The following is a 17,499-nucleotide window of genomic DNA, read 5'->3' on the forward strand; positions in this document are numbered from 1 at the left end:
CGCCTAGACCAACGGACCTCCGACGGCCAGCCCGTCGTGCGCGTCAGCCCGGCGACGGCGCGGGCACCAGCACCCGGGCGGGAGCGAGGCGGCGGGCGCGGTGCACCTGCTGCACCGCGATCGGGCGGTAGAGCTGCTTGGTCGCGTGGACCACGTGCAGGCCGGCGAAGGGTAGGGCCAGGCCTGAGCCGAGCCGCTCCCAGGCGGGACCTGTGCGCAGCATCAGCCGCGAGCGCACCGGCGGCATGTACAGGGTCTCGGCCCAGCCCTCGGGCGAGAACAGCGTGTCGCGCATGAGCCGGCCGAGCTGCGAGCGGCTGTAGGGCTGGCCGTGGCCGAACGGCGTCGCCTCGCGCCGGGCCCAGACGCCGCGCCGGTTGGGCACCACCAGGATCATCCGACCGCCTGGGGTGAGGGTGCGCCAGACCTCCTGCAGTAGTTCCGTCGGGCTCTCCACCGATTCGAGCGCGTGGACCAGGACGACGCGGTCGATGGCGGCCTCGGGCAGCGGCATCATGGTCGGGTCGGCCAGGGCCGTACAGGACCGGCCGGTCCCCGGCCAGTTCACCACCCCCTGCGTCGCCGGCATGAACGCCAGGGTCCGCTCGGCGATGCAGTGGATCGGACCGAGATACGGCGTGGCGTAGCCCAGCCCGAGGACCCGCAGGCCCGAGACCGAGCCCAGGAACCCGTGAAGGGCGCGGGCGACGACGCGATGCGTCTCGGCCCCCAGGGGGCTGGCATAGAAGGCACGCAGGCCGTTGACGTCGAGACGCATGGACGAGCAGGACACCGAGCCCGGGACGATGATCAACCTCAATGGTGAGACGCGATGCGCGCCGCAAGCGCCATGGGTCCCGCCGGCGAAGGAACCCGCTCGACCGCCGCCGGTTCACGGCTGACGTTTCGCGCTGCGACGCGCCGGTGCATTGTCGCAGCCCCGGGAGAGGGAAACCGATGGCTGCCGAGACCGAGATCCGAACCTTCCTGTGCCGCAGCGACAATATCGGGGTCCTGATCCGCGATCCCGCCACCGGCGCCTGCGCGGCGATCGACGTGCCGGAGGCCGGCCCGGTCCTGAAGGCCCTGGACGAGACCGGCTGGCGCCTGACCGACATCCTCGTCACCCACCGGCACGGCGACCACATCGAGGGCATCCCGGCGGTGAAGCGGGCCACCGGGGCCCGGGTGGTGGCCCCCGCCAAGGCGGGCGGCGCGGTGCCGGACGTGGACGAAACTGTGCGCGAGGGCGACACCGTGCGGGTCGGCGGGCTCAGGGCCCAGGTCTGGGAGACCCCCGGCCATTGTGCCGACCACGTCACCTACTGGTTCGACGAGGCCAGGATCGTCTGTTCCGGCGACACACTGTTCACCCTCGGGTGCGGCCGGGTGATGGAGAGCCCGCCCGAGACCCTGTGGCGCTCCCTGCGTCGGTTCGAGCCTTTGCCCGACGAGACCCGCGTGTTCAGCGGCCACGATTACGTCCTGTCGAATGCTCGCTTCGCCCTCGCGGCAGACCCGGAGAACTGCGACCTGATGGCGCGCAAGGAGGAGGCCCAGCGCGCGAAAGCCGAGGAGCGCTTCCTGATTCCGACGACGATGGGCGCGGAGCGGGCGACCAATCCGTTCCTGCGCAGCAACCTGCCTGTCCTGGCTAAGTCAGTCGAACTTGGAGCCGGCACAGATCCGGAAGCGGTGTTTGTGGCACTGCGTGCGTGGAAGGACCGCTTCTAGAGACGGTGATAACCAAGAAAATTTTGTTGCGTTCTCAAGGCGAACTGACACATACCCTGTGCAAGCGGTACCAATCCGCTAAGTAACGGGCTCCCGGGGGGAAGCCGTAACGTCAACGCGAAGCGCCGGGACGCTTCCGCCGGTCTGATGGGGGTCCGTCTCGCCCTACCACCTGTCCACTTCCCGCCTGCCGCTTCCGTTCCTCAAGCCAGAATCCGACGGGGCTAAGGAAGAGGCGCTCAGCGCCAAGACCAGGGGTCCTTTAGCGGACACGACCGCCAGTGACGCGCTCCGCGACACCGGCGAAGTGGCTACCCCGTCGCGTCCCCGCGCGCCGGTCGCGGCCGATGTGAGGCTGCTCGGCATCGCCACCGAGCACCTGTCCCGTCTCGGGCCCAAGCGCGTGACGGTGGTGGCCGTTGCGGCGGAAGCCGGCATGACGCACGCCAACGTCTACCGCTATTTCCCATCGAAGGACGCGCTCCTCGACGCGGTGGCAGGGCGCTGGCTCCGAGAGGTCGAGGCTCGGCTCGCCGGCATCGCCGACGCACCCGACCCGGCCGACGACAAGATCGAGCGGCTGCTCACCGCCCTCGCCACGGTCCAGCGCGACGCCCTGTTCGACGAGCCAAACCTGTTCGCGGTCCATCTCGACGCCACGGTGTCGGCCCGGCCGATCGCCCGGCGGCATCGTGTTCGGCTGCGCAGTCTCGTCGAGCGCGTGGTCGAAGAGGGCATCACCTCTGGCATCTTCTCGGCCCGGGATCGGGAGCGGGCGATCGCCTACATCTTCGACGCGAGCTACCGCTTCACGCATCCGCTCGCGATCCAGCACGATGCGGACGTGCCGCGCGACCTGATCGAGGCGCGATTCGGGGCGGTCATCCACGCGATCCAGCGGGTTCTCCGGTCCGGGATCCTTTGAGCGCGAGCCGCGCCTCATTGTTGGTCGGCAACACATCGAAAGGCCCGGACATCGCGTCCGGGCCTTTCGCGTTTCAGGGCATGACACGGCGATGCGGCCGGGCCGGTTCGGCCATCGCGAATTTGATGAAATGACAGGATCTCAGATCTGTTATCTGAGCTTTGCCGCACCCGCGGCGCAGGGTGCAGTGCACCTAAAAGCCTCGCCGCATTGGCGTTTCGTCGCCCAGGCTTGCGACATCAACGTCAGGCCCGGGCCGGCGCGGCCGAGTCCGCAACGGTCCATCGGGTTGAAGCGACGAGGCTTTTCGGCCACACAGCCGCGCAGATTCCAGAGCGGCGAATCCCGCGCCGGCACCGACCAGCGGACGGTCCCGGCGCCTCGCCGATCCCACCGAAGACGACACGCAGCGGAGGTTGATCCGACATGGCTCGCAACAAGATCGCGCTCATCGGTGCCGGCCAGATCGGCGGCACCCTGGCCCTCCTGGCTGGCCTGAAGGATCTCGGCGACGTGGTGCTGTTCGACATCGTCGACGGCGTGCCGCAGGGCAAGGCGCTCGACATCGCCGAGGCCGCCCCGGTCGAGGGCTTCGACGCGACCTACGCCGGCGCAAGCAATTATGCGGCCATCAAGGGCGCCGACGTGGTGATCGTCACCGCCGGCGTGCCGCGCAAGCCCGGCATGAGCCGCGACGACCTGATCGGCATCAACCTCAAGGTCATGCAGGCGGTGGGCGAGGGCATCAAGAGCTACGCTCCGGATGCTTTCGTGATCTGCATCACCAACCCGCTCGACGCGATGGTCTGGGCCCTGCAGAAGTTCTCGGGTCTGCCCACCAACAAGATTGTCGGCATGGCAGGCGTGCTCGATTCGGCCCGCTTCCGCCACTTCCTGGCCGACGAGTTCAAGGTCTCGGTCGAGGACGTCACCGCCTTCGTGCTCGGCGGCCACGGCGACGACATGGTGCCGCTCACCCGCTACTCGACGGTCGCGGGCGTGCCGCTCACGGATCTGGTCAAGCTCGGCTGGACCACCCAGGAGAAGCTCGACGCCATGGTCGAGCGGACCCGCAAGGGCGGCGGCGAGATCGTCAACCTGCTCAAGACCGGCTCGGCCTTCTACGCGCCGGCCTCATCCGCCATCGCGATGGCCGAGAGCTACCTGCGTGACAAGAAGCGGGTCCTGCCCTGCGCCGCCTATCTCGACGGCCAGTACGGCGTCTCCGGCATGTTCATCGGCGTGCCAATCGTCATCGGTGCCGGCGGCGTTGAGCGCGTCCTCGAAGTCACCTTCGACCCGGCCGAGAAGGCGATGTTCGAGAAGTCCGTCGCCTCGGTGACCGGCCTGATCGAAGCCTGCAAGGGCGTCGACGCCAACCTCGCCTGAAGGAAGAGGCGAATGGCGAATCGCGCGTGGCGAATGGGGTCGGAGGCCATCGACGCCATCGCCATTCCCGACGCCTTCCATTCGCCATTCGCCACTCGCCACTCGCCATTCGCTTATCTGACGAGGCCCCGATGAACATCCATGAATACCAGGCCAAGGCCGTCTTGAAGGAGTTCGGCCTACCGGTCTCCCGCGGCGTTCCGATCTTCGATCCGTCGGAGGCCGAGGCGGCCGCCAAGGAACTCGGCGGCCCGGTCTGGGTCGTGAAGAGCCAGATCCACGCGGGCGGCCGCGGCAAGGGCACGTTCAAGGGTGCTCCCGAGGGCGCGAAGGGCGGGGTGCGGGTCACCAAGTCCATCGACGAGGTGAAGCAATACGCCGGCGAGATGCTCGGCCAGACCCTGGTGACGATCCAGACCGGGCCGGCCGGCAAGCAGGTCAACCGCCTCTACATCGAGGAAGGCGCCCAGATCGCCGAGGAATTCTACCTCTCGATGCTTGTCGATCGCGCCACCGGCGGCGTGGCCTTCGTGGTCTCCACCGAGGGCGGCATGGATATCGAGGCGGTCGCCCACGACACGCCCGAGAAGATCCACACGATCCCGGTCGATCCCGCCACCGGCGTGATGCCCCATCACGGCCGCGCGGTCGCCAAGGCGCTGGGCCTCTCCGGCGCCCAGGCCAAGGAGGCGGCCTCGCTCACGGAAAAACTCTACGCGGCGTTCGTGTCCAAGGACATGAGCATGCTGGAGATCAACCCGCTGGTGCTCTCAGCCGACGGCCACCTCAAGTGCCTCGACGCCAAGATCTCGTTCGACTCGAACGCGCTCTACAAACACGCCGACATCGTCGCGCTGCGGGACGAGACCGAGGAGGATGCCAAGGAGATCGAGGCGTCGAAATACGACCTCGCCTACATCGCGCTGGACGGCACGATCGGCTGCATGGTCAACGGCGCCGGGCTGGCCATGGCCACCCTCGACATCATCAAGCTCTACGGCGAAAGCCCGGCCAACTTCCTCGACGTCGGCGGCGGCGCTTCCGAGGAGAAGGTCACCGCGGCGTTCAAGATCATCACCGCCGACCCCCAGGTGAAGGGGATCCTCGTCAACATCTTCGGCGGGATCATGAAGTGCGACGTCATCGCCCGCGGCGTCATCGCCGCCGTCAAGGCGGTGGGCCTGCAGGTGCCCCTGGTGGTGCGCCTGGAAGGCACCAACGTCGAAGAGGGCAAGGACATCATCCGGGGCTCCGGCCTCAACGTGATCCCGGCGGACGACCTCGACGACGCCGCCCAGAAGATCGTCGCCGCCGTGAAGGGAGCCTGATCATGTCGGTGATGATCGACGCGAACACCAAGGTCATCTGCCAGGGTTTCACCGGCAAGAACGGGACCTTCCACTCCGAGCAGGCCATCGCGTACGGGACCAAGATGGTCGGCGGCACCAGCCCCGGAAAGGGCGGCGCGAGCCATCTGGGCCTGCCCGTGTTCGACACGGTCGCGGAGGCCCGCGAGGCCACCGGCGCCGACGCCTCGGTGGTCTACGTGCCGCCGCCCGGCGCCGCCGACGCGATCTGCGAGGCCATTGCGGCCGAGATCCCGCTGATCGTGTGCATCACGGAGGGCATCCCGGTGCTCGACATGGTGCGGGTGAAGCGGGCGCTGACCGGCTCGAAGTCGCGCCTCGTCGGCCCGAACTGCCCCGGCATCGTCACGGCCGGCCAGTCGAAGATCGGCATCATGCCGGCCAACATCTTCCGCCAGGGCTCGGTCGGCATCGTCTCGCGCTCGGGCACGCTGACCTACGAAGCCGTGTTCCAGACCACCAACGCCGGCCTCGGCCAGACCACGGCCGTGGGCATCGGCGGCGACCCGGTGAAGGGCACCGAGTTCATCGACGTGCTGGAGTTGTTCCTCGCCGACCCGAAGACCGAGTCGATCGTGATGATCGGCGAGATCGGCGGCTCGGCCGAGGAGGAGGCCGCGCAGTTCCTGCGGGACGAGGCCAAGCGGGGCCGAAGCAAGCCCATGGTCGGCTTCATCGCCGGCCGCACGGCGCCTCCGGGCCGCCGCATGGGCCATGCCGGCGCGATCATCTCGGGCGGCAAGGGCGGCGCCGAGGACAAGATCGCCGCCATGGAGGCGGCCGGCATCCGCGTCTCGCCGTCGCCGGCCCGGCTCGGCTCGACCCTGGTGGACGTCCTCAAGGGCTGAGGCCAGCGCGCCTGCGTTGCGGCCGGCGCAGGGCCGCGACCCCCATATCGACCTTGTCGGGGCGTGTTCTCGCCCCGGGTCAATTTCAGGGCGATCCGCCCCGCGAGCGGGTCGCCGACAGGGCAGCCGGCCTGCCCGCGCGACAGGATGAACGGACCATGGCACGCCAGGACGTGAACGAAGCGCTTCTCGAAACCTCGTTCCTCTACGGCGCCAACGCCGCCTACATCGAGGAATTGCAGGCGGCCTACGCCCGCAACCCGGCCTCGGTGGATCCGGAATGGCAGGCCTTCTTCAAGGGCCTGGGCGAGGACGAGACCCTCGTCGCGAAGAACGCTGCGGGCGCGTCCTGGGAGAAGCCCAACTGGCCGGTGCCGGCGAACGGCGAGCTGGTCTCGGCGCTGGACGGGAACTGGGGCGCCCTGGAGAAGGCGATCGGCGACAAGATCGTCGCCCGGGACGCCAAGGAGCCCAAGCCCGGCAAGCCGGTCGACAGCGTCGCCGCCACCACGGGCGTGTCTGTGGAGCAGGCCGCCAAGGATTCGGTGCGGGCGATCATGCTGATCCGCTCCTACCGCATGCGCGGTCACCTGCACGCCAAGCTCGACCCGTTGGGGCTCGCCCCGCGCGGCGACCACGAGGAGTTGCACCCGCAGCATTACGGCTTCACCGAAGAGGCCGACTGGGACCGCCCGATCTTCCTCGACAATGTGCTGGGCCTCCAGTTCGGGACGATCCGCGAGATCGTCGACATCCTGGAGCGGACCTACTGCCAGACGCTCGGCGTCGAGTTCATGCACATCTCCGATCCCGCCGAAAAGGCGTGGATCCAGGAGCGCATCGAGGGCAAGGACAAGGAAATCTCCTTCACGCCCGAGGGCCGGCGCGCGATCCTGAACAAGCTGATCGAGGCCGAGGGCTTCGAGAAGTTCCTGGACCTGAAGTACACCGGGACGAAGCGCTTCGGCCTCGACGGCAGCGAGTCGATGATCCCGGCGCTGGAGCAGATCATCAAGCGTGGCGGCGCGCTCGGCGTGCGCGAGATCGTGCTCGGCATGGCCCACCGGGGCCGGCTCAACGTGCTGACCAACGTGATGGCCAAGCCGTTCCGGGCGGTGTTCCACGAGTTCAAGGGCGGCTCCGCCTCGCCGGCGGAGGTCGAGGGCTCGGGCGACGTGAAGTACCACCTGGGCGCCTCGTCCGACCGCGCCTTCGACGGCAACAACGTCCACCTGTCGCTCACCGCCAACCCGTCCCACCTCGAGATCGTCGATCCGGTGGTGCTCGGTAAGGTCCGGGCCAAGCAGGACCAGTGGGCCAAGCCGCATATCCAGCGCGCCAGCGTGCTGCCGCTTCTGATCCACGGCGATGCCGCCTTCGCCGGGCAGGGCGTGGTCGCGGAGTGCTTCGGCCTGTCGGGGCTGAAGGGCCACCGGACCGGCGGCTCGGTGCACTTCATCATCAACAACCAGATCGGCTTCACCACCGACCCGCGCTTCTCCCGCTCCTCGCCTTATCCGTCGGACGTGGCGAAGATGGTCGAGGCGCCGATCTTCCACTGCAACGGCGACGACCCGGAGGCCGTGACCTTCGCGGCCAAGGTGGCGGTCGAGTACCGGCAGAAGTTCGGCAAGCCGGTCGTGATCGACATGCTGTGCTACCGCCGCTTCGGCCACAACGAGGGCGACGAGCCGGCTTTCACCCAGCCGAAGATGTACCAGCGGATCCGCAAGCATCCCTCGGTGCTGGAGACCTACGGCCGCCGGCTCGTCGAGAACGGCACCCTCGACCAGGAGGCCCTGGACGCCCGCAAGGCCGAGTTCCGCCAGATCCTCGACACCGAACTCGACGTCGCCACCAACTACAAGGCCAACAAGGCCGATTGGCTCGACGGCCGCTGGTCCGGCTTCAAGGCCGTGCACGAGGACGTCGACGATCCGCGCCGCGGCCGCACCGCCGTGCCGGCCGAAACCCTGCAGGAGATCGGCCGCAAGATCACCCAGGCGCCCCCGGGCTTCCACCTGCATCGCACGATCCAGCGGTTCATGGACAACCGCGCCAAGGCGGTTGAGACCGGCGCCGGCATCGACTGGGCGACCGCCGAGGCCCTGGCCTTCGGGGCGACGCTGCTCGACGGCAACCGGGTCCGGCTCTCCGGCCAGGACGTCGAGCGCGGCACCTTCTCGCAGCGCCACGCCGTGGTGATCGACCAGGAGAACGAGCAGCGCTTCACGCCGCTCAACGCCATCCGCGACGGCCAGGCCTCGATCGAGATCATCAACTCGATGCTCTCCGAGGAGGCGGTGCTCGGCTTCGAGTACGGCTACTCGCTGGCCGAGCCGAACGCTCTGGTCCTCTGGGAGGCCCAGTTCGGCGACTTCGCCAACGGCGCCCAGGTTGTGATGGACCAGTTCATCGCGAGCGGCGAGCGCAAGTGGCTGCGCATGTCCGGCCTCGTGCTGCTGTTGCCGCACGGCTACGAGGGCCAGGGTCCCGAGCATTCCTCCGCCCGCCTGGAGCGCTACCTCCAGGCCTGCGCCGAGGACAACATGCAGGTGGCCAACGTCACCACCCCAGCCAACTACTTCCACATCCTGCGCCGGCAGCTGAAGCGGGACTTCCGCAAGCCGCTGGTGCTGATGACGCCGAAGTCGCTGCTGCGCCACAAGCGGGCGGTCTCGACGCTCGACGCGCTGGCCGAGGGTTCGACCTTCCACCGCGTCCTGTGGGACGATTCCGAGGAGGAGGGCGCGCCCAACAAGCTGGTGCGCGACGACAAGATCCGCCGCGTCGTCCTGTGCTCCGGCAAGGTCTACTACGACCTGCTGGAGGAGCGCGAGAAGCGCGGCCTGAACGACGTCTACCTGATGCGCGTCGAGCAGCTCTACCCGTTCCCGCTCAAGGCCCTCGCCAACGAGATGGGCCGGTTCCGCAACGCGGACGTGGTCTGGTGCCAGGAGGAGCCCAAGAACATGGGCGCCTGGTCCTTCGTCGAGCCCTACCTCGAATGGGTGCTCGGCCAGGCCGGCTCCGCGGTGAAGCGCGCCCGCTACGTCGGCCGCCCGGCCTCCGCGTCCACGGCCGTGGGCCAGATGTCCAAGCACCAGGCCCAGCTCCAGGCGTTCCTCAACGAGGCGCTGGCGGTCTGATTTTTTGAAAACCCGGCGGTGACCCATTCGGGCCGCCGTCCCCAACACGTCCAGGCCGTCCGGCACGGCCCAACCGATCCGGAAGTGCGAAGACCATGGCTACCGACATCCTCGTCCCGACGCTCGGCGAATCCGTGACCGAGGCCACCATCGGCCGCTGGTTCAAGAAGCCCGGCGACACGGTCGCGGTCGACGAGCCGATCGTCGAACTCGAGACCGACAAGGTCACCCTGGAGGTCAACGCCCCGGCTGCCGGCCAGCTTGGCGAGATCCTGGTCAAGGACGGCGAGACGGTGGAGCCCGGCGCCCTGCTCGGCTCGATCGTCGAGGCGGGCGCCGCCGCGGCCTCCGGCGGCGGCAAGAAGGCTGCCGCCAAAGAGGCCCCGAAGGAGGCCGCCGAGACCAAGTCCGAGAGCCGCAGCGAGGCGCCGAAGGCGGCCGCCCCCGCGAAGTCCGAGGCGCCCGCCCAGGAATCGTCCGCCGGCTATGGCAACCACGGCGACGCCGGCGCCCCGGCCTCCCAGCAGCGCTCGACCGGCGACAACGGCCCGGCGGTGGCCAAGCTCGCCCGCGAGAGCGGCGTCGATCCCTCCGGCATCAACGGCTCGGGCAAGGACGGCCGCGTGACCAAGGGCGACATGCTCGGCGCGATCTCCAAGGGCCCGGCCCCGACCGCCGCCCCCGCCAAGGAGGCCCGACCGACCCCGCCGCGCGCGCCTTCCGCGCCCGACGATGCCGCGCGCGAGGAGCGCGTGCGTATGACGAAGCTGCGCCAGACCATCGCGCGCCGCCTCAAGGACGCGCAGGACACCGCCGCGATGCTGACGACGTTCAACGACGTCGACATGTCGGCCGTGATGGCGCTACGCAGCCAGTACAAGGACATCTTCGAGAAGAAGCACGGCACCAAGCTCGGCTTCATGGGCTTCTTCACCAAGGCGGTGATCGGCGCCCTCAAGGACGTGCCGGCGGTCAATGCCGAGATCGACGGGCAGGACCTCGTCTACAAGAACTATTACCACATCGGCATCGCGGTCGGCACCGATAAGGGCCTGGTCGTGCCAGTGGTGCGCAACGCCGACGACCTGTCGATCGCCGGCATCGAGAAGACCATCGCCGGCTTCGGCAAGAAGGCCCGCGACGGCAAGCTGTCCATCGAGGACATGCAGGGCGGCACCTTCACGATCACCAACGGCGGCATCTACGGCTCGCTGATGTCGACCCCGATCCTCAACGCCCCGCAATCGGGCATCCTCGGCATGCACCGCATCGAGGAGCGCCCGGTGGTCCGCGCCGGCAAGATCGAGGCGCGGCCGATGATGTACCTCGCGCTGTCATACGATCACCGGATCGTGGACGGTAAGGAGGCCGTGACCTTCCTGGTGCGGGTGAAGGAGGCGCTGGAAGATCCGGCCCGGCTCGTGCTGGATCTGTGATCCCGCGGTAGATCATCCGGATGCAGACATGGGTGTTCGTCTTGGAGATCGTGCGAAATCTGTGACTGGCCCTCGCGGCGCTGGTTGGGGCGGCACTGGCGTGGCGAAAGCTTGCACCAGAAGTGAAGCAGGCCGGGTCGGCTGCAACGCAGGTGGAGTTGGCGCGGCGTGCCCACGTCACGGAACTCTTCAACCGCGCGGCGGGGCAACTCGGCGACGGACAGCTCGAAGTCCGACTGGCGGCTATCTATGTTCTTCGCGAGATCGGGCGCGATTTTCCCGACCTCGCAGATCCGGTCTTCGAACTCTTGCAGGCACACCTTCGCGAGAGGCGGTCGCGTTACGAGGAGTCGGAACCGCCCATCGACGTAAGGGCTATTGTCGAGACGTTGCGCATGAGGATCGCTGCCGATGAACCATCAGGCGAATTCTAGCCCCCACCCGATCGTCAATCTTCAGGGCGCTTTTCTCCGTCACACGGATCTCAGCAACGCCGACCTGCGGCGCGCGGACCTGTCTCGAATCGATGCGAGCGGGGCCGCGTTTCGAAACTCGGACTTCCAAGATGCACGCTTGAGCGGTGCGATCTTGCGGGGCGCGGATCTGACCGGGGCCTTGAATCTGACTGAGGCGCAGCTCGCTACTGCGATCCTCGACGAGCACACACGACTGCCCACCTATATTGACCGTCAAACGCTTGTCGGCCAGCCGCGGGAATCAACGGGAGCCGAGCTTTGACCACGTCGCTTGGATCCGTCGCCATCGTCACGGGCGGCAGCCGCGGCATCGGGCGGGCTGTGTCGCTGTTGCTCGCGGAGCGCGGCTACGCGATCTGCCTGAGCTACGTGTCGGACGCGGCCGCGGCACAGGCGGTGGTGGATGCGATCACCGCCAAGGGCGGCAAGGCCCTGGCCGTGCGCAGCGATGTCGGCGTCGAGGCCGACGTGCTGGCGCTGTTCCAGGCCGCGGACGGGCTCGGCCGGCTCGCGGCGCTCGTGAACAACGCGGGCGTGGTCGACATGAAATCCGACGTGGCCGACATGAGCGCGGCCCGGCTCCAGCGCATGATGACCACCAACGTGGTCGGGAGCTTCCTATGCGCCCGCGAGGCGGTGCGGCGCATGTCGAACAAGCGCGGCGGGGCAGGGGGCGCCATCGTCAACCTGTCCTCGGTGGCGGCCCGCCTCGGCGGCCCCGGCCAGTTCGTCGATTACGCCGCCTCAAAGGGCGCGATCGACTCGCTGACCATTGGGCTCGCCCGCGAGGTGGCCGGGGAGGGCATCCGCGTCAACGCGGTGGCGCCCGGCATCATCGCCACCGAGATTCATGCGAGCGGCGGCGAGCCCGACCGGGTCGAGCGCCTCGGGCCCGGCGTCCCGATGGGCCGCGCCGGCACCGCCGAGGAGGTCGCCGCGCCGATCGCGTGGCTGCTCTCGGAGGAGGCCGCCTACACCACGGGCGCCATCCTCGACGTCGCCGGCGGCCGCTAAGCCGCCCTCGATACCCCTTTCTCTTCGACCGCCCCAGGCGGCATGACCGACCGGAAGCGAATTCTCATGTCCTACGATCTCGTCGTCATCGGCACCGGCCCAGGCGGCTACGTCTGCGCGATCCGCGCGGCGCAGCTCGGCCTGCGGACCGCCGTGGTCGAGAAGCGGGCGACCCACGGCGGCACCTGCCTCAACGTCGGCTGCATCCCGTCGAAGGCGCTGCTGCACGCCTCCGAGGCGTTCGAGGAGGCGACCAAGCATTTCCCCGACCTCGGCATCGAGGTCAGCGGCGTGAAGCTCGATCTGAAGAAGATGATGAGCTTCAAGGCCGAGGGTGTCGCCGGCAACACCAAGGGCGTCGAGTTCCTGCTGAAGAAGAACAAGGTCGACACCTTCCACGGCACCGGCAAGATCGCGGGCGCCGGCCGAGTCGAGGTCGTGTCCGAGGATGGCGGCAACCAGATGCTCGAGACCAAGAGCATCGTCATCGCCACCGGGTCCGACGTGACGCGCTTGCCGGGCGTGACCATCGACGAGAAGGTCGTGGTCTCCTCCACGGGCGCCCTGGAGCTCGACCGGGTGCCGAAGAAGCTCCTGGTCATCGGCGCCGGGGTGATCGGTCTGGAGCTCGGCTCGGTCTGGCGTCGGCTCGGCGCCGAGGTCACCGTGGTGGAGTATCTTGACCGGGTGCTCCCCGGCATGGACGGAGAGGTCGGCAAGCAGTTCCAGCGGATCCTGACCAAGCAGGGCATCCAGCTCAAGCTGTCCACCAAGGTGACCGGCGTCGAGGTCGGCAAGAAGGGTGCGAACGTCACCGTGGAGCCGGCCGCGGGCGGCGAGGCGGAGAGCCTGCAGGCGGACGTCGTCCTCGTGGCGATCGGCCGGGTGCCCTACACCGAGGGCCTCGGCCTCGACACGGTGGGCGTGCAGCGCGACGACAAGGGCCGGATCCTCACGGATGCCCACTACGCCACCAACGTCACCGGCATCTACGCGATCGGCGACGTGATCGCCGGGCCGATGCTCGCCCACAAGGCGGAGGACGAGGGCGTCGCCATCGCCGAGATGCTGGCCGGCCAGTCCGGCCACGTCAATTACGGCGTGATCCCGAACGTGGTCTACACGTTCCCGGAGGTGGCCTCCGTCGGCAAGACCGAGGAGGAGCTGACCAAGGACGGCATCGCCTACAATGCGGGAAAATTCCCGTTCACAGCCAACGGCCGCGCCAAGGCGAACGGCACCACGGAGGGCTTCGTGAAGGTGCTGGCCGACGCCCAGACCGACCGGGTTCTCGGCGTGCACATCGTGGGCGCGGATGCCGGCAACCTGATCGCCGAGGTCGCGGTGGCGATGGAGTTCGGCGCCTCCTCCGAGGACATCGCCCGCACCTGCCACGCGCACCCGACGCTGACCGAAGCGGTGAAGGAAGCGGCGCTCGCCGTGTCCAAGCGCGCCATCCACGTCTGATCGGCAGAACCCGGCGCAGGATCAGGCGATCTTGCGCCGGGCGTTCGGAAGGTCGGCGATCCGCAGGAGTGCGCTCGGGGCCGGCGGCGCCGTCAGAGCGTTCAGGAGATACGGCCGGCGCAGGCCCAGGGCGTTGTGCAGCGCAAGGTCGATGTCGCGGGCGTAGAACGGCATCCGCAGCACCGCGTCGACACCGAAATAGCGCCCCGCCTGGGCGATCGGTTCCAGCTCCGAGGTGGTCAGAAGGGTGATCCGGGTCGGCAGCCCGAGGGGCTGGATCTGGCAGGCGAGTTCCATCCCTTCGATGCCGCCGAGCTTCACGTCGAGGAAGGCGAAATCGTAGGCACCGAGCTTGAGCTGGCTCAAGGCGTGGCGGCCGCAATTGGTCTCCTCGAGCGCGATCGCGAAGCCGCTGCGGGCCACCACCCGGCTGATCGCGGTCCGGCCTGCGGGCGACGAGCAGGCCAGCAGCGCCCGGGTCGGGGTGCGGCGGCGGGCATCGGCATGCAGCAATTGCTCGATATGGCCGGGATCGAGCGGCGTCTTCAGCACCTCGTAGGCGCCGAGGCTCTGGGCGATCTCCTGCCAGTGTGGCAGCACCCGGTTGGCGACCAGGACGAGGCAGGGCGGCTCGGCGCCGGCCCGGCGCGCGACCGCGACGGCCTCGGGTCCGCTCAGGTCGGCGAGTTGGAGCCCCACGAAGGCGAGGCTCGGGCGTTTCTGCAGGAGGATGTCGCACAGCGCCTGACCCGACGTGGCCTCGTCGATCACGGCGTGGGGGTCGAAGCGTTCGACGATCGCCCGCAGGGCGGCGCGGCGTCCCGCATCGCAATCCGCGATCGCGACGCGCGCCGGCGACCTCGCCTGATCAAGCTCCATGGCTACGCCCCGACAACCGCATCCCCCAATCCAGAGCATGGATGCAGGTGATGACGAACCCCTTAAAAGGCGACCCAATAAGCTACGTCTACGGACTATCCAGGCGAAAAACCCGTGCAATTAGCCGTTTGCACTATCGTCGATAGTCTAGATCAACGGCCCGCCCGCGGATGCGCAGCCGTGTAGGCGCTCATCAGCCGGGCGGCGTCGACCTGGGTGTAGAGCTGCGTGGTCGACAGGGAGGCGTGGCCGAGCAGTTCCTGGATCGCCCGCAGCTCGCCCTGCCGGGCGAGCAGATGCGTCGCGAAGGAATGGCGCAGGGCATGGGGCGTCGCGCTGTCGGGCAGGCCGAGCGCCCCCCGGGCGCGGGCCACCGTGTACTGGATGATGCGCGGCGAAAGCGGCCCACCGCGGGCCCCCACGAACAGCGGCCCCTCCGGCGGCAGCGGCAGCGGGCAGGCGGCGACGTAGTCGGCCACCGCCTTCGCCACCACGGGCAGGATCGGCACCATGCGCTGCTTGCCGCCCTTGCCGAGCACCGTGACCTGATCGCTGCCGGGGAGCGGCGCGTCGCGCCGGGTGAGGCCCAGGGCCTCGGAGATGCGCAGGCCCGCGCCGTAGAGCAAGGCCAGGACCGCGGCGTCCCGGGCCAGCACCCAGGGTTCGCGTTCCTCGCCGGCCCGGATGGCCGTGTCGGTGAGTGCCACTGCGGCGGCGATGGGCATAGGCCGGGGCAGCCGCCGCGGGACTTTGGGCGCGCGCACGCCGCCGAGCGCCGAGACGCTGCCGTAACCCTCGCGCTCCAGGAAGCGTCCGAACGAGCGCAACCCCGCCAGCATCCGCATCAGCGAGCGGCCGGACACCTCCTCGGCCCGGCGGGCGGCCATGAAGGCGCGGATGTCGCGCACCTTCAGGGCCACCAGCATCGGGATGGTCGGGGTGCCGAGGCGCGAGGCCAGGTGGCCCAGGAACTGGCGCAGGTCCCGGCTGTAGGCCTCCACCGTGTTGGGCGACATCCGCCGCTCCCGCGCCAGCCCGTCGACCCAGGCGTGGACCGCCTCGCGCAGGTGCGCATCGCCCGGAAGCAGGATCAGGTCGTCGGCCGTGTCGCGCGCGCTCATGGCCCCACTCGACCGGTTTTTTGTTGTCGCTGCCTTAACGTCGAGCAGGGTCGCCCCTCAGTTCAAAATCCCGTCCTTGCCCTGGAAACCGGCCAACGGCGCGGTGAGGACGCAGAGCAGGCCGGTCTCCCGGTAATCCAGGGCGACGTCCCCGGCGACCGTGCCCGCGAAGGCGCGCTCGATCAGGCGGGTGCCGAACCCCTTGCGCGAAGGCGCGGTCACCGGGGGCCCACCGGACTCGGCCCAGCTGAGGCGAAGGTGCGGATTGTCACCCCGGGTTTCGATCTGCCAGGTGACGCCGACAGCGCCGGCCGCCGCCGAGAGGGCCCCGAACTTCGCCGCGTTGGTCGCCAACTCATGGATCATCAGCGCCAGGGCGAGGGCCGCCTTGGGCCCGATGTCGAGGGGCGGCCCCTCGATCCGCAAGCGGCCGGCGCGGGCATTGTCGTGGAGCGCCAGGGCCCCGCGGATCACCGCCTCCATGCCGGCCCGCTCGGCATTGCCGGCGAGCAGGATGTCGTGCGCCTTGCCGAGCGCCAGAAGGCGCTGCAGCAGGGCGTCGCGGGCCGACGCGACGTCGGGAGCGTCCCGCAGGGTCTGCGAGGCGATCGCCTGGACCATCGCCAGGGTGTTCTTGAGCCGGTGGCTGAGTTCCTGGCTGAGCATCTCGCGATGCGCGTCGGCCTCGGCCTGCTGCGTCGCATCCAGCATCACGCCGGTCATCCGGGTGGCTCTGCCTTCCGAGCCCCGGACGATGATCGCCTGGTTGAGGACGGTGGCATAGCTCCCGTCGGCCCGCCGGAACCGGTATCCCTCGCTCCAGCGCAGGGGTGCGCCGTCGATGGCCGCCTGGACGCTGCGGCGGACGCGGTCGCGATCCTCGGGATGGATGTGCGCGTACCACCAATCGTTGCTCGGCTCGATTTCCGCCGGCTGATATCCGTACAAAGCCGACAAGCCCTCATCCCAGTGGATCCGGCCCGTCTGCGGGTTCCAGTCCCAGATCAGGTCCGTGGTCGCCCGTGACGAGAGGCGGTAGCGCTCCTCCGAGACCGCCAGGGCGTCGCGGACCTGGCGCTCGGCGGCCAGCGCCCCCTCCCGCTCCCGGACCGCGCGGCGCAGTTCCAGCTGCGCCATAACCTGCCGCGCCAGCGCCCGCAGGGCGAAGGCCTGATCCGGCTTCAACCCGTCCGGCCGAGGCGCCGTGTCGATCACGCACAGGGTTCCGAGCGAGACGCCGTCATCGGTCCGCAGCACCGCCCCGGCATAGAACCGGATGAACGGCGCCCCCGTCACCAGGGTGTTCTCGCGGGTGCGCGGATCGGCGGTCAGGTCGGGGATCACCAGCAGCCCGTCCGCGGCGGTCAGCGCGTGGGCGCAGACCGACTGGCTCAAGGGCGTCTCGCAGGACGGGAAGCCGCATTGGGCCTTGAACCATTGCCGGTCGGCCGCGACGAGGCTGACGAGACCCACCGGCACCGCGCAGATCTGCGTCGCCAGCGTGACGATGTCGTCGAAGGCCGGCTCACGCGGCGTATCGAGGATGCCGTAGCTGTGGAGGACTTGGAGGCGGGCGGTCTCGATCGGGTCTGACATGGCCGGGGGCGGTGGATCGGGCGGGGGCCCGGGAAGCACGCGGAAGCGATCGGGATCGGTCTTAGCCGATCTTGGGCGCGGGAGCATCTTGCACTTCG

At 69.0% G+C, this 17,499-nt stretch carries 15 protein-coding genes; 11 read left to right on the forward strand and 4 right to left on the reverse strand.

Annotation, left to right across the window (positions count from 1 at the left end; all coding sequences use genetic code 11):
* Nucleotides 1–43 precede the first annotated feature (43 nt).
* On the reverse strand, nucleotides 44–778 hold the full coding sequence (locus MFF40_RS17415; RefSeq protein ID WP_147854095.1) for a methyltransferase domain-containing protein: 735 nt from the start codon (nucleotides 776–778) through the stop codon (nucleotides 44–46).
* Between the two features lie 179 nt (nucleotides 779–957).
* Between MFF40_RS17415 and gloB the strand changes: the two genes are divergently transcribed.
* The 11 genes from gloB to lpdA all read left to right on the forward strand — a co-directional run bounded on the left by gloB (nucleotide 958) and on the right by lpdA (nucleotide 13,805).
* A complete protein-coding gene (gene gloB / locus MFF40_RS17420; protein ID WP_147896471.1) occupies nucleotides 958–1,734 on the forward strand; it encodes a hydroxyacylglutathione hydrolase in 777 nt (258 codons plus the stop codon).
* Between the two features lie 307 nt (nucleotides 1,735–2,041).
* Nucleotides 2,042–2,659 carry a TetR family transcriptional regulator gene (locus MFF40_RS17425; protein ID WP_238261510.1) on the forward strand — a complete coding sequence of 206 codons (618 nt, stop codon included), beginning with the start codon at nucleotides 2,042–2,044 and terminating at the stop codon, nucleotides 2,657–2,659.
* Between the two features lie 426 nt (nucleotides 2,660–3,085).
* The gene (gene mdh / locus MFF40_RS17430) at nucleotides 3,086–4,048 is read left to right on the forward strand and encodes a malate dehydrogenase (RefSeq protein WP_147854097.1); all 963 of its coding nucleotides are present in this window, start codon (nucleotides 3,086–3,088) and stop codon (nucleotides 4,046–4,048) included.
* Between the two features lie 131 nt (nucleotides 4,049–4,179).
* A complete protein-coding gene (gene sucC / locus MFF40_RS17435; RefSeq protein ID WP_147854098.1) occupies nucleotides 4,180–5,376 on the forward strand; it encodes an ADP-forming succinate--CoA ligase subunit beta in 1,197 nt (398 codons plus the stop codon).
* A 2-nt stretch (nucleotides 5,377–5,378) separates the two neighbouring features.
* A complete protein-coding gene (gene sucD, locus MFF40_RS17440) occupies nucleotides 5,379–6,263 on the forward strand; it encodes a succinate--CoA ligase subunit alpha (protein ID WP_147854099.1) in 885 nt (294 codons plus the stop codon).
* Between the two features lie 158 nt (nucleotides 6,264–6,421).
* Nucleotides 6,422–9,412, forward strand: a complete 2,991-nt coding sequence (locus MFF40_RS17445) for a 2-oxoglutarate dehydrogenase E1 component (protein ID WP_147854100.1) — start codon at nucleotides 6,422–6,424, stop codon at nucleotides 9,410–9,412.
* Between the two features lie 95 nt (nucleotides 9,413–9,507).
* A complete protein-coding gene (gene odhB / locus MFF40_RS17450; protein ID WP_147896470.1) occupies nucleotides 9,508–10,848 on the forward strand; it encodes a 2-oxoglutarate dehydrogenase complex dihydrolipoyllysine-residue succinyltransferase in 1,341 nt (446 codons plus the stop codon).
* 122 nt (nucleotides 10,849–10,970) lie between these two features.
* Nucleotides 10,971–11,282 carry a hypothetical protein gene (locus MFF40_RS17455; RefSeq protein ID WP_147857414.1) on the forward strand — a complete coding sequence of 104 codons (312 nt, stop codon included), beginning with the start codon at nucleotides 10,971–10,973 and terminating at the stop codon, nucleotides 11,280–11,282.
* On the forward strand, nucleotides 11,260–11,586 hold the full coding sequence (locus MFF40_RS17460; protein ID WP_147857415.1) for a pentapeptide repeat-containing protein: 327 nt from the start codon (nucleotides 11,260–11,262) through the stop codon (nucleotides 11,584–11,586). The genes MFF40_RS17455 and MFF40_RS17460 overlap by 23 nt, the downstream gene beginning before the upstream one ends.
* Nucleotides 11,583–12,338, forward strand: a complete 756-nt coding sequence (locus tag MFF40_RS17465; RefSeq protein WP_147896469.1) for an SDR family oxidoreductase — start codon at nucleotides 11,583–11,585, stop codon at nucleotides 12,336–12,338. The genes MFF40_RS17460 and MFF40_RS17465 overlap by 4 nt, the downstream gene beginning before the upstream one ends.
* Nucleotides 12,339–12,404: 66 nt before the next feature.
* Nucleotides 12,405–13,805, forward strand: coding sequence for a dihydrolipoyl dehydrogenase (lpdA, locus tag MFF40_RS17470; protein ID WP_147857061.1), 1,401 nt, complete (start codon nucleotides 12,405–12,407; stop codon nucleotides 13,803–13,805).
* Nucleotides 13,806–13,826: 21 nt separating this feature from the next.
* On the opposite strand, the gene MFF40_RS17475 is transcribed toward lpdA, so the two are convergent.
* From MFF40_RS17475 to MFF40_RS17485, 3 genes are all read right to left on the reverse strand, one after another.
* Nucleotides 13,827–14,684, reverse strand: a complete 858-nt coding sequence (locus MFF40_RS17475; protein WP_147857062.1) for a response regulator — start codon at nucleotides 14,682–14,684, stop codon at nucleotides 13,827–13,829.
* A 152-nt stretch (nucleotides 14,685–14,836) separates the two neighbouring features.
* On the reverse strand, nucleotides 14,837–15,805 hold the full coding sequence (locus tag MFF40_RS17480) for a tyrosine recombinase XerC (RefSeq protein ID WP_238261512.1): 969 nt from the start codon (nucleotides 15,803–15,805) through the stop codon (nucleotides 14,837–14,839).
* A gap of 57 nt (nucleotides 15,806–15,862) precedes the next feature.
* The gene (locus tag MFF40_RS17485) at nucleotides 15,863–17,401 is read right to left on the reverse strand and encodes a PAS domain-containing protein (RefSeq protein WP_238261514.1); all 1,539 of its coding nucleotides are present in this window, start codon (nucleotides 17,399–17,401) and stop codon (nucleotides 15,863–15,865) included.
* Between the last annotated feature and the right edge of the window lie 98 nt (nucleotides 17,402–17,499).

The organism is Methylobacterium mesophilicum, assembly GCF_022179445.1.
GTDB lineage: Bacteria > Pseudomonadota > Alphaproteobacteria > Rhizobiales > Beijerinckiaceae > Methylobacterium > Methylobacterium mesophilicum.